The sequence below is a fragment of the Streptomyces violaceus genome (assembly GCF_036014075.1).
In the GTDB taxonomy this organism is placed as follows: domain Bacteria; phylum Actinomycetota; class Actinomycetes; order Streptomycetales; family Streptomycetaceae; genus Streptomyces; species Streptomyces violaceus.
This window is the reverse complement of sequence record NZ_CP107911.1, coordinates 1,790,797-1,804,164: the sequence shown is the minus strand read 5'-3', so window position 1 is coordinate 1,804,164 and position 13,368 is coordinate 1,790,797. Positions and strand designations below refer to the sequence as shown.

The window sequence follows — 13,368 nt, the reverse complement described above, 5'->3', positions numbered from 1 at the left end:
CCGGTGAGCGGCTTCGCGTAGGAGGGCGTCGCCGGGGCATACGCCCAGGTCAGACTGCCGTCAGCGGACACCGCGATGTCGCCGGTGATCCTTTCCTGGACGACCTTGGCCGGGCTCTGGAACCTGCCGTTCCAGTCGATGAGGCGCAGATGGGTGCCCGCGAAGGTGCCGGTGCAGGTGCCGTCCTTGCACGTGGCGTTCTTGATCGACTCCCAGGACAGCAGCAGCCGGTCCTTGCCGTAGGGGGCGAGGCGGACGTTGACGTGTTCCACGCCCTTCGTCTCGGACAGGCGGATCGCCTTGCCGGGGCCGGAGTTGCGGTCCTTCAGGAACGCCACCGCCACCTGGTGCGTGCCTGTCCTCGGGGTGACCGTCCAGCCACGGCCGCTCGCGTCGTCCGGGTTCTTCTTGGCGGAGGCGGCGCCGCGGGAGGCGAAGGCGGTGGCGTAGCGGCCGGTGGCCGACGAGGTCGCCGGTGCGGCTCGGGAAGGTGCCGCCGCAGTAGCCCGCCCAGCACCGCTCGCGCTGCACGACCGGCGCGTCGTCCGGGGCGCCGATGCCGGTGGACACGAACAGGCCCGAGCGCCAGTCGTCGAAGCAGAGGGAGGTGAAGGGGCCGGTCTTCTCGGCGTGCAGCGCGATGCCCTCGTTGTGGCTGCACCCCCAGCTCCAGCCGCCGCTCAGCTCGGCGCCCTTGGCGCTGACGTACGCCAGCTTGTCGCCGAAGTGACCGTCGGCCGGGCCGCCCGCGCCGTGCACGACGAAGTACGCCCCGTACTTGCTGCCGTTCCAGGTGAGCTGCCCGTCCAGCAGCGGGGCGGTGTCCTTGGACGCGGTGCCGGTGAGCTTCGTACGGAAGGTCTGCTTGCCGTTCTGGTAGCGGACCAGCGCCGCCGCCGTCTCCTTCCACTTGTTGCTGTCGGAGACGCGGGTGAGCAGGGCGAAACCGTCGTTGTGCGCGACCAGGCCGCCGACCTCCTTGGCGCCCTTGACGACGGTGTCCGCGCCCGCCCGCTTTCCGGCGTTGGTCAGCGGGGTGACGTGGATGCCGTCCGCCGCGGGCCAGGCCACGCGGAGCGTGCCGTCGGGTGCGGCCGCCGTCGCCGTGCGGGTCCACTCGCGGGTGTTGTTGTAGCCGGCCGACAGGTAGGGGAACGCGGCCGGCAGGCCGACCGCCGTGCTGGTGACCGCGAGGGCGGGGGCTGTCGCCGCACCGGCGGTCGCGTACCACGCCCCGGCCAGCAGAACGGCCGCCGCGAGCGCGCCGATCGCGGGCTCGCGGGCCGCGCGGACGCGGCGGTGGCGTGTGGTGCGATGGGGCTGTGTTTCCGGTTGTGCTGATGTCATGATCTGTGGTTGCCGTGGGGCGGGGAAGGTTGCCACGGCACCCGGATGCCGTGCTTCGGTGTGCGCCGAAGTGAGTCGGTCCTAGCGTGGCGCCATGACTGCCTTCGCCGACCTCCACCACGAAGACGAGCCCCTCCTGCTGCCCAACGCCTGGGATCACGCCTCGGCCCGGGCCCTCGCCGGGCAGGGCTTCCGGGCGATCGCGACGACGAGCCTGGGCGTCGCCGCGATCGCGGGACTGCCCGACGGTGTGGCGGCGACCCGTGAGGAGACGCTCCGGCTGGCCCACGCCCTGGGATCCGAACCGTTCCAGCTGTCGGTCGATGCGGAGGGCGGCTTCAGCGACGATCCGGACGAGGTGGCGGAGTTCGCGCGCGAGCTGTACGCCGTGGGAGCGGTCGGCATCAACCTGGAGGACGGCCTCGGGCCCGTCGCCCGGCACGCGGCGAAGATCGCCGCGGTCAAGGAGGCGGCACCCGCCCTCTTCGTCAACGCCCGCACGGACACCCACTGGCTCGGCGACGGCGACACCACGGACACGCTCACCCGCCTCGACGCCTACCGACAGGCGGGCGCGGACGGCGTGTTCGTCCCCGGCCTCACCGACCTGCACCAGATCGCCGCCCTGGTGCACCACGTGGACGCCCCCCTCAACGTCCTCTACTCGCCCGGCGGACCGCCCGTCGCCCACCTCGCCGACGTCGGCGTCCGCCGGATCAGCCTCGGCTCGCTGCTGTACCGGAGGGCGCTGGGCGCGGCACTGGAGGCGGTGGCGGACATCCGGGCGGGCCGGCCGCCGAAGGGGTTGACACCGTCGTACGACGAGGTGGCCCTGCCCCCGACACACTAGATGTCGAGCGCGGCGACCAGAAGGGCGACGGCGGCCAGATCCGGCACACCGCGCAGGAAGGCGAGGGCCTGCTCACCCGCGAACTCGCGTTGCGCATCGGTCACCGCGGGATCGACGGCCGTTTCGGCCTGCACATGGACGTAGTTGAGGGCGGTGGCGAAGAGCATCGAGAACGACTCCGGGCCGGTGATGACGGCCGGGCCCCCGGCACCGCGGTACGCCCGCGCGAGCCGCCGGGCGGATTCGATGTCCACCTCGTTGCCACCCGACCAGACGTGGACGGCACGCGCGAACTCGCGTTCCGCCGAGACCGGCCCCGCGTTGTCCCAGTCGAGCAGGACCGGCCCGTCCGGGCCGACCAGGACGTTCTGGGGCTGGAGGTCGAGGTGCGAGGTGACGAGGCCGCGCGACTCCGACGGGGTGACCCAGTGGGCCAGCGGGGGCGCGGACGTGGTGATGAAGCCGCTGAGCTCGTCCGACCAGGGCAGGCCGGCGTCCCGCACCTTCTTGAGCACGTCCTCCCACTCGGCGTCGTCAGGACACCGCTCGTACCAGGCGTCCGGCGTCTCGACGGCGCCCTCCCCGGCCTGGTGCAGCAGCGCCATGGTCCGGCCGAACCAGTCCACGACGTCCGGGTCGGACGCGTCCGCCCGCGTGCCCTCGGCCCAGTCGTAGAGCTTCACCCAGGAGCCGCCGCTCGGGGAGTCGAGGCGGGAGACGTGCGCGCCGTGCCGGTCGGCGTGGAGCCGGGGCGAGGCGATGCCGAGGCGCTCCGCGGAGTCCCGTAAGTCGGCCTCGCGGCGTACCTGGGCTTCGTCGCAGCCGAAGAGGAGCTCCTTCACGGCCCACGAGGACCCGTTCCCGGAGAGCTTCCAGATCTGGCCCAGGGCGCCCCGGGTGACGGGCGTCATCGTCCAGGGGCCGGTGCCGAGCGAGTAGATCTCGGCTATGGAACCGGCTGTGTCACGCATCGGGGCTCCTCTCCTCGCGGGGCCAGTTCAGCAGCAGTGCGTGCAGGGCGTCGATCGCCCGGTCCCAGGACGCCTGGAGGTCACGGGGTGCGCCGAAGGCGCCGTTGGACTCCAGGGCGCAGTAGCCGTGGAAGGTGCTGCGCAGCAGGCGCACCGCGTCGGTGAGGTCGGGTTCCTCCAGGCCGTAGGAGCGGAGCATGCCGTAAGTGATGTCGGCCGTGCGGCGCATGGCGGGGGAGCCGGTGAGAAGGTCCTGGTCGACGGGGATCTGCGTCGCCGCGTACCGGCCGGGGTGCTCGAGGGCGTAGGCCCGGTAGGCACCGGCGAAGGCGGCGAGCGTGTCCCGGCCGGCTTGCCGCCCTTCGACCGCCGCCGCGATCCGGTCGATCATCTCGCCGCCCGCGAGGAGGGCCATGCGAGTGCGGAGGTCTTTGAGATTCCGGACGTGGGTGTACAGGCTGGCGTCCTTCACGCCGAAGCGCCGCGCCAGCGCGGACAGGGTGACACGCTCGAAGCCGGCTTCGTCGGCGAGGTCGGCTGCGGCCGCGACGAGGCGGTCGGGGGTGAGTCCGGCTCTGGGCATGGGTGTTCCGGGGGTTACCTCTCGAAGAGGGCCACGACGGTGCTGCCGCGTCGGTGTGAAGGTCCCACAGGCGCACGGTGATCGTAGCCTGAGGTCCGGCGGTTGCGGTGCCCATGACCAGGGCGGAAACGAGAACAGCCGGACATCGACCTGCCCTGGCACACCGTCTGCGCCGAGCCGCACTTCACCCCGGACCGCCGGCCGTGGCAGCGATGACCACGTACACCCACCGCCAACGCCGCCACGGCACCGAAGGTCACCGTCGCACCACGCCGGCCGGGAACCCGCAGCCGGAACTCGAGGCGTTCCAAACGGTTTCGGCTGTGGGGCGCCTGTCGACGGGAAGTCGGTCCGGTCAGCCGGTGAAGCCCTGGTCGCTCAGCGCCTTGTCGATGCGGGCCCGGTGGTTCGCCTCCCAGGCGTCGAGGGACTCCTCGGCCTCCTTGGCCAGCTTCGCCTGAGCCGCCGCGAGGATCTCCTCCCGGCGGGCGGCGGGAGTGACGACGACGCCTTCCTCGTCGGCGACCACGATGTCGCCGGGGTGCACGAGCACGCCGCCGACACGGGCCGGCTCACCGAGCGCGCCGATCTTCTTCTTGGTTCCGGGGATCGGGATGACACCGCGCGAGAAGACGGGGAAACCCGCCTCGCGCACCTCGCCGAGATCGCGGATGACACCGTCGACCACGAAGGCCGCGACACCCCGGCGCTGGGCGACGGCGCACACGTTGCCGCCGGCCAGCGCGTAGTCCACGTCGCCCGACTCCACGACGATGACCGAGCCGGGCTCGGCGCGGTAGATCGCGGCGTGCAGCATCAGGTTGTCGCCGGGCTCGCACCGCACGGTGTACGCGGGGCCGGCGACGCGGGGCGAGTTCCACAGCGGACGGATGCCGGTGTCCATGACCTGTGCGCGGCCCAGCAGGTCGGCGAGGGTGGTGGGAGGAACGTCCTTGAATGCGTTGTCCATTGCTTCCTCTGTATCGGTGGGGTGGTGCCACGGCCGGTGGATCGGTCAGCGAACGGGGATCGCGTCCTTCTCCGGACTGTAGAAGTGCTGATCCCAGGTGGCACCGCCGTCGGAGGTCGACAGCACGGTGCCTTCGTCACCGACGATCCATGATTCACGCTCGGAGAAAGTCCGCACGTTCCACAGCGACATCCCGGTGCCCGTGGTACCGACCTGCCAGGACGTGCCCCCGTCGAGCGAGGCCATGACGGTGTCGCTGCGGCCGACCACGCGGCCGGTCCGGCCGTCGGGCGTGAAGTGCACGGCGGTGAAGTTCTGCCGGATGGGGCTCTCCCCGGCGCTCCCAGGTACGGCCTCCGTCCCGGGTGTGCGCGACGGTGCCCCGGTGGCCGACGGCCCAGGCCGTGGCGGGGTCCACGGCGTGGATGTCGATCAGGTCGTCCGTGCCGCTGCCGTCCTGCGTCTCCCAGGTGACCCCGTCGTCCCGGGTGGCGAAGACGGTGCCGCCGGTGCCCACGGCCCAGCCGGTGCGGTCGTCGGCGAAGTCCACCGCCGCAGGGCACAGTCGTCGGCCTCGTCGTGTCCCAGCCGGGCGGCGACCCCTTCGATGCCGCGGTCGGCGAGCAGTTCCCGGAAGGCCAGCTTGTCCTGCAGCACGCGGACGGTGTCGAGGCCGGTGCCGGGCAGGCCGAGCGCCGTGGTCGCGGCCGCCGCCGACTCCAGTCCGTCCTCGATCATCGAGACGACCCGGGCCGGCGGCCGGTGCCGGTGTACCTGTCCCGAGCGGGGCACGCTCGCGGCCCTGCCCGCCGATCCCCCGTCCTTCGTGGTGGAGGAACGCCTGCGGGGTACGGTGGGAACGACGTACCAAGGGGGAGTGAAGTCCGGTGTGTACGTGGCGGGTTACGTCCTGACCGGTGCCGACGACCATGAGATCGAGCGGCGGGCGCAGGAACTCGCCCGGTGGTACGCCCCGGGGGTGCGGTGGACGGGACACCACGGCGAAGACGACCACGGGGCCCTCGACTGACAGCAGTTCGAACCCGCTTCGAGCCGTATGCCCCTGTACGACTTGTACGAGCTTGTACGACCTGTACGGCACCTGAAGCGGAGAACCAGGGAGCGGAATGCGCTACATCTTCATCGGGTCCGGAGCCATCGGCGGTTCGATCGGGGGGCGGCTGCACGAAAGCGGCCGGTCCGTCGTCCTGGTCGCCCGCGGCGCACACTTCGAGGCGCTGCGCGACAAGGGGCTGCGGCTCAGAGTCCCCGCCGGCACGCTCACCCTCGACGTTCCCGTCGTGGCAGGTCCCGAGGACGTCGAACTGCGCGAGGACGACGTGCTCGTCCTCGCCGTCAAGACCCAGGACAGCGTGGCCGCCCTGGAGGCCTGGGCCGCACGGCCGGTGGCGGGCGGCGGCACGGCGGGCGAACGCCTGCCGCTGGTGTGCGCCCAGAACGGAGTGGAGAACGAGCGCCTGGCACTGCGCCGCTTCCACGAGGTGTACGGCATGTGCGTCGTTCTGCCCAGCACCTATCTGAACCCCGGCGAGGTCGTCGCGCCCTGCGGCCCGTACACCGGCGCCCTGGTCACCGGCCGGTACGGGACGGGCTCGGACGAGACCGCCCGGCGGATCGCGGACGACCTGGAGAAGGCCCACTTCCTGGCTCCGGTGGTGACGGACGTGATGCGCTGGAAGTACGGCAAACTCCTCGGCAACCTCGCCAACGTGGTCGAGGCCGTGTGCGGCTCCGCCTCGGACGCCGCCGCGAAGGACCTGGTCGCCAAGGCGAAGGCCGAGGGCGCCGCGGTCCTCGACGCCGCGGGCATCGCCTGTGCGAGCGAGGCCGAGATCACCGAGCTGCGCAGCGGAACGGTCGACCCGCAGCCGATCGCCGGCGAACCCACTCGCGGCTCGTCCTGGCAGAGCCTGGCGCGGGGCGCGGGATCGATCGAGACGGACTACCTCAACGGCGAGATCGCGCTGCGCGGCCGGGAGCACGGCGTGCCCACCCCGGTGAACGCGGCCCTTCAGCACGCCGCCCGGGAGAGCGTGTCCCAGGGCCGGGAGCCGGGCGGCCTGACGGCCGGGGAACTGAGCAGGCGCATAGCCGAGGGCGTCCTCGTCGAGCCCCGGCCCCGACCCCTGCCGTAATCCGTCGACTCAGCGGATCGGCGCGTACACCACCCCCAGCTTGTCGACCTCGGCTCCCGCGCGGCCCGTGAAGCCCACGATCTGCCAATGGGCGGGGGCCGTGAAGGTCTTCGCGTCGGACGTGGCCGTACCGGTGGACAGGGTGCGGCCCTTGTCGGTCGTGAAGGCAGCCGAGAACAGGCGCGTACGGCCGTCCTTCTGGCCCTGCGTCAGCTTCACCGAGGTCAGGTGCTCACCGGAGGCGAGCGTCAGGGACGTCGCCGTACCGCCCGTGCCGCCGTGGGCCACGGTCGTACCGCCGTCGTGGGTCAGGGACACCGCGTCCAGGCGGGCGCTGCCGCGCAGGGTCAGCGTGCGGGGAGCCGGGGTCGCCGGCAGGTCGTCCGCGTCGTTGAAGGCCGTGCCGTGCGGGCCGCCGAAGAAGTCGCTCGTGCGCAGGGAGGAGTTGAGCGTGTAGGAGAAGTCGACCGCATGCGGGAAGTGGTCGGAGAGGTTGGCTCCGGACGAGTCGAGGAAGGATGCCCACTCGTTGCTGTAGCGGGTCGCGTCGAGGCCGAGCAGCTTGCTGCCGCGGTACAGGACCTTGTCCACGACCTCGCAGTCGTCGGTGGGTGCCGTCGTGGGGCAGACCAGCGCGTCACTGCCCTGGGCCGGGGGCGTCCCGCCCTTCACCCGCTGGACCCACGCGTCGGTCAGGCCGTTCTCGCTCAGGAGCGTGCGGATGTTGTCGCCGGTGCGCGTGTACCTCGTGTTCGTGTCGCCCATGACGATCACCGCGTTGCCCGCGGAGTTCGCCTGGATGAAGTCGGAGAGCTGCTCGACATTGGCCCGGCGGGCGGCGAGCGCGTCGTCCGTGGAATCCGCGTTCGTGTGCACGTTGTAGAGGTCCACGAAGACGCCCTCGGCGAGCCGTACCCGGGCCAGCGAGAAGCCCTTGGGGGTGAGGCAGTTGGTGCCGGTGCAGTTGTTCCACTTCACCCGCTGAAAGTCCTCGAAGGGATGGTCCGAGAGGGTGTTGAGGCCGTCTCCGAAGGGGACACCGCCGCTGGTCGCGGTGCGGTGGGCGTGGTTGTCGCCGGCGTACAGGGCGGCGTGGTAGTTGAAGTCCTCCTGCACGTTGACGATGTCGTAGGCCCCGAGGCGAGGGGAGATCAGCGGGGTGTTCTTCTCCGGATTACCGGAGCTCAGGCCCTCGGGAAGGCCTGCGACGTTGTAGGTGAGAACGTTGAAGGAGCCGGAGTCCGCGGCCACGGCGGGTGTCGCGGCGGTGCCGGCAAGACCTGTGACGGCCAGGGCGGCGGCCATGAGCGTGCCGATCAGTCTCTTCATGGGGGTGTCTCCGGTCGGGGAGGCGGAGGGAGGAAAGTTGAACGGTGCTCAGGTTCGTGGGCAACGCCCTTGGTGCGCAAGGGAAGTCGGGAAAACAGTGGGAGACGCCCCGGCGTCAGGAGTGGCGCAGTAGCTCCAGGTCCGTGCCCCAGGAGTCGAGGACCTCGCCGTGCCCGGCCTTCCGTGCCGCCTCCTCGATGCCGGTGAAGAGCGCGCGCTGCGTGTCCGGGGCACCGTCGGCGAGCAGGCGGCGTACGACGGGCAGCAGCCGGTCCGCCTCCCACCGCCGGTCGCCCAGCGGGCTCCGCTCCAGCTCCCACCGCAGGTACTTGTTGTAGGGCCGGACGCGGCGGTGCAGCGCGAACAGCACCTCCAGGGCGTACGGGACGGACTCGGCGGCGTCCAGGTGGCCCATGGCCGGGTGGCCGTCGCGGTAACTCTTCAAGGAGCGGTAGGTCTGGTTGACGTAGGCGTCGAGCCAGCCGTCGACCGCGGCCCGGGCCTCTTCGGCGCCCAGCCTCCGCTTCTCGTCGAGGATTTGGGCGATGGCCCCGTCCAGCCGGTCGAGCAGGACCTCCGCGTGGACGTAGGAGTAGCGCGCGAAGTGGTCGGGCCGGCCGGGCATACCGCGGGTCCGGAACTCCGCCAGCGAGATGACCACGAGATCGAGGTGGGCGGAACGGAACCAGTCCAGCTCGGCGATTTCGGAGGCCTGCCGGTCCCGGAGGATCACGTGCAGGTCGTAGTCGGAGTGGACCGTCGGCATGCCCTCGTGGACCCGGGAGCCGCTGAGGACCAGACCTACGACGCCGGGATCCTCGGCCGCCCGTGCGGTGAAGGCCGAGAGTGTGTCGTCTGGGGTGTTGCCCAGGACGATGTGCATGGTGATCTCCCCTTGTGGAACGGGCACGACAAAGCAAGTTCCTTGCGCGTCTGTGGTGTCCGGGACACCCCGGGAGAGATCAGCTCACGCTGCGGACGATAGCCCGCCCGCACCGCCCGCCGGTAACGGTTTTCCGCCTACGGCTGCGGATGGAGCCCCCACTTCATGGCGGAAGGCGCGGCGGCTGTGGCCTCTCGCGGAGTGCGGCACGGCTCCTCCTGTGGGGGCGGGGACGCGGGTGCGACACCCCCCGGCCGCCGTGGTCGGCCGTAAGGTTGCCGTGCGACGGCGACGGGGGAGGGCGCATGACGCACGAGGCGGCACGGCGCGAGGACGAGCCCGGCAGCGGCCCGCCCTCGGACGTCGGCGACGACGGCTTACGCGGCACCCGCCCGCTGTGGCGGCAGCGCGACTTCGGGATTTTCTGGACCGCGCAGACCCTCTCCGTCCTCGGTGACTCCTTCGCCCTCATCGCCCTGCCCCTGCTGGTCCTGGAGGCCACGGGTTCGGTCGCGCGGATGGGGCTGCTGACCGCGGTGGGCGGGGCGGCGTCGGTCGCGGCGGCCGTGTTCGCCGGGGCGGTGGTGGACCGGGTGGACCGGCGCCGGCTGCTCATCGCCTGCGACCTCGTGCGCATGGGGCTGTACGGGGTGATCCCGCTGGTGTGGCTGTTCAGCCCGCAGATCTGGTTGCTGTACGTGGTGCTGCCGCTGTGCGAGGCCGTCGGCATGCTGTTCGCGGTCGGCTACGTCACCGTCGTACGCGGCCTGGTCGGCACCGAGCAACTCACCGAGGCCAACGGACGGTTGAACGCGACCGCCGCCGCCGCGGGTGTCCTGGGGCCGCTGTGCGCGGGGCTGGTGGCCGCCTGGTCCGGTCCGGCCGCGGCCGTGGGCGTCAACGCGGCCAGCTTCGGGGTGTCGGCGACGCTCCTGTTCTTCGTACGGTTCCGCAGACGCGCCCCGGACGAACAGCCAGGCAAGCGCACCGGGCTGTGGCAGGACCTGCGCACCGGCATCGCCTTCCTCTACGGCCACTCCGTGCTGCGCTCGCTCACCGTCCTGCTGTTCGTCTTCAGCTTCCTCACTCTCGGCATCCACGACCTGGTCATCTACCACCTCAAGCACGACCTCGGCCAGGACGACGGCACGGTCGGCACCGTCATGGCCGCCGGCGCGCTCGGCACCATCGCCGGTGCCCTGCTCGTGGCCCGGATCCGCCGTCGCCTCGGGTTCGGGCCGACGTGGACCGGCTCGGTCGCGGTGTGCGGACTCGCCTTCGCCGGCCTCGGCTGGGCCCGTGACGTGCCGGTGGTCGCGGCCCTGTGCGCCGCCTTCCTCGCCTGTGCCGCCATGGGAGGCACCTGCTCGATGTCGCTCCGCCAGGAGGTGACCCCGGAACACCTCCTGGGCCGGGTCACCTCCGCGTTCTGGACCCTGCACTACGCGGCGGCACCGATCGGTGCCGCCGTGCTGACCTGGGCGGCGGAGGAACAGGGCACGAAGCCGGTCGCCCTGGCCGCCGGAGCGACCTGCGTCCTGCTCGCCGTGAGCGCCCTTTTCACCCCGATCCGCGGCCAGGGCCGGACCGTCAGCCGTTGACGCCGCTGTAGTGCCGCAGACTCCACCGCCACAGCACCCGCGCCCCCAGATACGCCAGCAGCCCGAGCAGCGGTGAGGCCGCCGCCAGCCAGTACGGCACTCCGGTCGTATGCCCGTGGCCGGTCAGTACCGCGGCCGGGAAGAAGGCGACGAACGCGAGCGGGAGGCCGTAGGTCAGGAAGCCGCCCACCGCCTTGGGCAGCACGTTCAGCGGGTAGCTGCCGAACGTGCCGAGGAGTTCCTCCAGCCAGCGGCCCCAGTAGTCCGCCGCCGGGAAGCGCAGGGAGGCGCTGGCCACGACCGTGAACAGGGCCGCCTCCAGGAGCATGCCGCCCAGTACGGCCGCGATCAGATACGTGATCCGGCCCGCCGTCCAGTCCAGGTCGCTGCGGGACAGCGCGCCCACCATCAGGCCCGCCGCGACCGTGAGGTCCCCGATGGCGTTGGTGGGGAAGTAGGCCAGCTGGATCTGCCGGTGCACCGGCATGGGGCGCATCAGGTAGATGTCGACCCGGCCCTCCTGGATCTGCCGGCCGGCCCAGTGCATCCGCCCCAGGAACAGCACGAACAGACCGTGCGCCAGCATGCGCGTCGCCGGGATCAGCAGCACGTCCGAGCTGTCCCAGCCGCCCATCCCGGCGAACCGGGACAGCAGCACCGTGGCGAACACGATCACCGACACCTGCCAGATCGCCCCGATCGCGATCATCAGCAGGAACTCGGTGCGGTACTCCATCTGCGCGCGGAAGTTGAGCGCCGTCACGCGCCACACGATCCGCAGAGCCTTCAGCGACATCTCAGCCTCCCTGCGAGATCACGCGCCGGGCGGCCCGCCGCCACAGCAGCCGGGTGAACAACGCCAGCGCCACCACCCAGGCCGCCTGTACGGAGAGCTGGAAGGCCGCGTCGGACAAGGGGATCCGGCCCACGTACAGCGACAGCGGCACGCTCAGCGTGGCCTGGAAGGGCAGGAAGGCGCTCATCGTCACGAACCAGTCCGGGAAGAACCACAGCGGCGCGTACACCCCGGACAGCAGGTTCTGCGCGAACAGCAGGATGAGCAACGCGGCGTTGTTGCGGATCGTCCAGAAGCACAACTGGTCGAGCACGAGCATGACGTAGTACAGGACCCACTGGCCCAGCAGCATGCTGAGCACGAACACCCCGGCCACGGCCGCCGAGCGAGGCGGCTCGACGATGCCCACGGCCAGACAGACCAGGTACCCGGCCAGCGCCCACGAGAGTCCGTAGAGCTGCTCTCCGGCGGCCCGCAGGGCGTAGTAGCGCTGCGGCGGAAGCGGGCGCAGATACCAGTAGACGATGGTGCCGAAGTGCATGTGCTGGAGGACCGTGTCCCGGCCCGTGTACTGGTCCAGCTCCCGCAGCCGGGAGGCCAGTACGGCCAGCACGGCGTAGGTGACGGCCTGGTCCCGGCTCAGGCCGGCGGTCGTGCCGGAATGCGCGTACAGGCCGCGCCACAGCGACCAGACCAGCACCACCTGCACGGCCAGCCGGAGCGCGACGGCCGTCATCCTGGGCGGTGCGTTCAGCTCGCCCAGCGGGGTGACGCGGGCGGCGCGCCAGGCGTGCAGCACGGCCATGTCAGACCTCCCCGGCATGCACGTACGCGGCCCGCATCACATCTTCCAGGTCCGCCTCGTCCAGGGCGATGTCGGTCACCTCGTACCGCTCGATCACCGCCTTGAGCGCCTGGTGGACGGTGGGCGCGTCCGCCCCGTCGGGGCCGAAGACGACCCGCGCGCCGTTGTGCCGCAGCAGTGTGATCCCGGGCGGCGGCACGACCTCGGCGTGCGGGCCGGCGAGTGTGGCCCGCACCTGCCAGGTGGAGCCGAACTTCCGGCGGATCTCGTCGAGGGTGCCGTCCAGCATCAGCCGGCCGTGGTTGACCAGCACCACCCGCTCGGCGAGCCGCTCGACCTCCGTCATGTCGTGCGTGGTCAGCAGGACCGTACGGCCGCGCTGTTCCACCTGATGGCGCAGGAACTCCCGCACCTGCTCCTTGACCACCACGTCCATACCGATGGTCGGCTCGTCGAGGAAGACCACCGGCGGATCGTGCAGCAGGGCGGCGGCCAGGTCGCTGCGCACCCGCTGGCCGAGGGAGAGGTGGCGGACCCGGGTGTCCCAGAAGGACGACAGGTCCAGGATCTCGTCGAACTCCTTCAGCCGGGCGGCGTGCTCGGCCTTCGGCACCTCGTAGATGTCCCGCAGGATCGCGAACGACTCGCGCACCGGCAGGTCCCACCACAGCTGGGTGCGCTGCCCGAACACCGCGCCGACGTTCCGGGCGTTGCGCTCCCGCTCCCGGTACGGCACGACACCCGCGACCCGGGCCTCGCCGGAAGTGGGGGTGAGGATGCCGGTCAGCATCTTGATGGTGGTGGACTTGCCGGCGCCGTTCGGGCCGAGCAGGGCGAGGAGCTCGCCCGGGGCCACGTCGAAGGTGATGTCGGCGACGGCGTGCTTGGCCACCCGCTCGGGGTTGACGAGTGAGCGGACGGCGCCCAGGAAGCCGGGGCGGCGGACGGTGGTGTGAAAGGTCCGGGACAGCCCGCGGACCTCGATGGAGACACTCAATCGACCCACCCACTTCCTTGCGGTGAACACAGATGCGGCCGGTCGGCTTCGAGCCGACCGGCCGCGGATGACGTCCCGAC

At 71.5% G+C, this 13,368-nt stretch carries 14 protein-coding genes and 1 pseudogene; 4 read left to right on the top strand and 11 right to left on the bottom strand.

What is annotated here, in order from left to right; genetic code table 11:
- Positions 1 to 60: 60 nt before the first annotated feature.
- Positions 61 to 1,347, bottom strand: coding sequence for a hypothetical protein (locus OG542_RS08110; protein ID WP_328409462.1), 1,287 nt, complete (start codon positions 1,345 to 1,347; stop codon positions 61 to 63).
- 94 nt (positions 1,348 to 1,441) lie between these two features.
- Here OG542_RS08110 and OG542_RS08105 point away from each other — a divergent pair, with 94 nt between their 5' ends.
- Positions 1,442 to 2,197: an isocitrate lyase/PEP mutase family protein gene (locus OG542_RS08105; RefSeq protein ID WP_328409460.1), complete on the top strand. Its 756-nt coding sequence runs from the start codon at positions 1,442 to 1,444 to the stop codon at positions 2,195 to 2,197.
- Here OG542_RS08105 and OG542_RS08100 read toward each other — a convergent pair.
- The 5 genes and pseudogenes from OG542_RS08100 to OG542_RS08080 form a co-directional block, all read right to left on the bottom strand.
- The gene (locus OG542_RS08100) at positions 2,194 to 3,168 is read right to left on the bottom strand and encodes an aminoglycoside phosphotransferase/kinase family protein (RefSeq protein ID WP_328409458.1); all 975 of its coding nucleotides are present in this window, start codon (positions 3,166 to 3,168) and stop codon (positions 2,194 to 2,196) included. The genes OG542_RS08105 and OG542_RS08100 overlap by 4 nt on opposite strands.
- Entirely contained in the window at positions 3,161 to 3,751 is a 591-nt protein-coding gene (locus OG542_RS08095; protein ID WP_328409456.1) for a TetR/AcrR family transcriptional regulator, read from the bottom strand. The genes OG542_RS08100 and OG542_RS08095 overlap by 8 nt, the downstream gene beginning before the upstream one ends.
- Positions 3,752 to 4,106: 355 nt before the next feature.
- A complete protein-coding gene (locus tag OG542_RS08090) occupies positions 4,107 to 4,721 on the bottom strand; it encodes an RraA family protein (RefSeq protein ID WP_328409454.1) in 615 nt (204 codons plus the stop codon).
- Between the two features lie 45 nt (positions 4,722 to 4,766).
- Positions 4,767 to 5,045, bottom strand: a complete 279-nt coding sequence (locus OG542_RS08085) for a YCF48-related protein (protein ID WP_328417832.1) — start codon at positions 5,043 to 5,045, stop codon at positions 4,767 to 4,769.
- Positions 5,046 to 5,118: 73 nt separating this feature from the next.
- Positions 5,119 to 5,652 (bottom strand): annotated as a pseudogene (locus OG542_RS08080) (WD40/YVTN/BNR-like repeat-containing protein); the annotation flags it as partial.
- On the opposite strand from OG542_RS08080, the gene OG542_RS08075 reads away from it, so the two are divergent.
- A complete protein-coding gene (locus OG542_RS08075) occupies positions 5,599 to 5,751 on the top strand; it encodes a hypothetical protein (protein WP_328409450.1) in 153 nt (50 codons plus the stop codon). The pseudogene OG542_RS08080 and the gene OG542_RS08075 overlap by 54 nt on opposite strands.
- Positions 5,752 to 5,848: 97 nt before the next feature.
- Positions 5,849 to 6,877, top strand: a complete 1,029-nt coding sequence (locus OG542_RS08070; RefSeq protein WP_328409448.1) for a ketopantoate reductase family protein — start codon at positions 5,849 to 5,851, stop codon at positions 6,875 to 6,877.
- 9 nt (positions 6,878 to 6,886) lie between these two features.
- On the opposite strand, the gene OG542_RS08065 is transcribed toward OG542_RS08070, so the two are convergent.
- Positions 6,887 to 8,206, bottom strand: a complete 1,320-nt coding sequence (locus OG542_RS08065; protein WP_311128427.1) for a jacalin-like lectin — start codon at positions 8,204 to 8,206, stop codon at positions 6,887 to 6,889.
- Positions 8,207 to 8,321: 115 nt separating this feature from the next.
- On the bottom strand, positions 8,322 to 9,116 hold the full coding sequence (locus tag OG542_RS08060; protein ID WP_311128428.1) for a hypothetical protein: 795 nt from the start codon (positions 9,114 to 9,116) through the stop codon (positions 8,322 to 8,324).
- Positions 9,117 to 9,394: 278 nt separating this feature from the next.
- Between OG542_RS08060 and OG542_RS08055 the strand changes: the two genes are divergently transcribed.
- Positions 9,395 to 10,690 carry an MFS transporter gene (locus tag OG542_RS08055; RefSeq protein WP_328409444.1) on the top strand — a complete coding sequence of 432 codons (1,296 nt, stop codon included), beginning with the start codon at positions 9,395 to 9,397 and terminating at the stop codon, positions 10,688 to 10,690.
- On the opposite strand, the gene OG542_RS08050 is transcribed toward OG542_RS08055, so the two are convergent.
- Genes OG542_RS08050 through OG542_RS08040 form a run of 3 tightly spaced genes read right to left on the bottom strand, consistent with a single transcriptional unit; the run spans position 10,680 to position 13,288 of the window.
- A complete protein-coding gene (locus OG542_RS08050) occupies positions 10,680 to 11,486 on the bottom strand; it encodes an ABC transporter permease (protein ID WP_193476752.1) in 807 nt (268 codons plus the stop codon). The genes OG542_RS08055 and OG542_RS08050 overlap by 11 nt on opposite strands.
- Position 11,487: 1 nt before the next feature.
- Positions 11,488 to 12,291, bottom strand: coding sequence for an ABC-2 family transporter protein (locus OG542_RS08045; protein WP_328409441.1), 804 nt, complete (start codon positions 12,289 to 12,291; stop codon positions 11,488 to 11,490).
- A gap of 1 nt (position 12,292) precedes the next feature.
- Entirely contained in the window at positions 12,293 to 13,288 is a 996-nt protein-coding gene (locus OG542_RS08040) for an ABC transporter ATP-binding protein (RefSeq protein ID WP_328417830.1), read from the bottom strand.
- Positions 13,289 to 13,368: the final 80 nt, after the last annotated feature.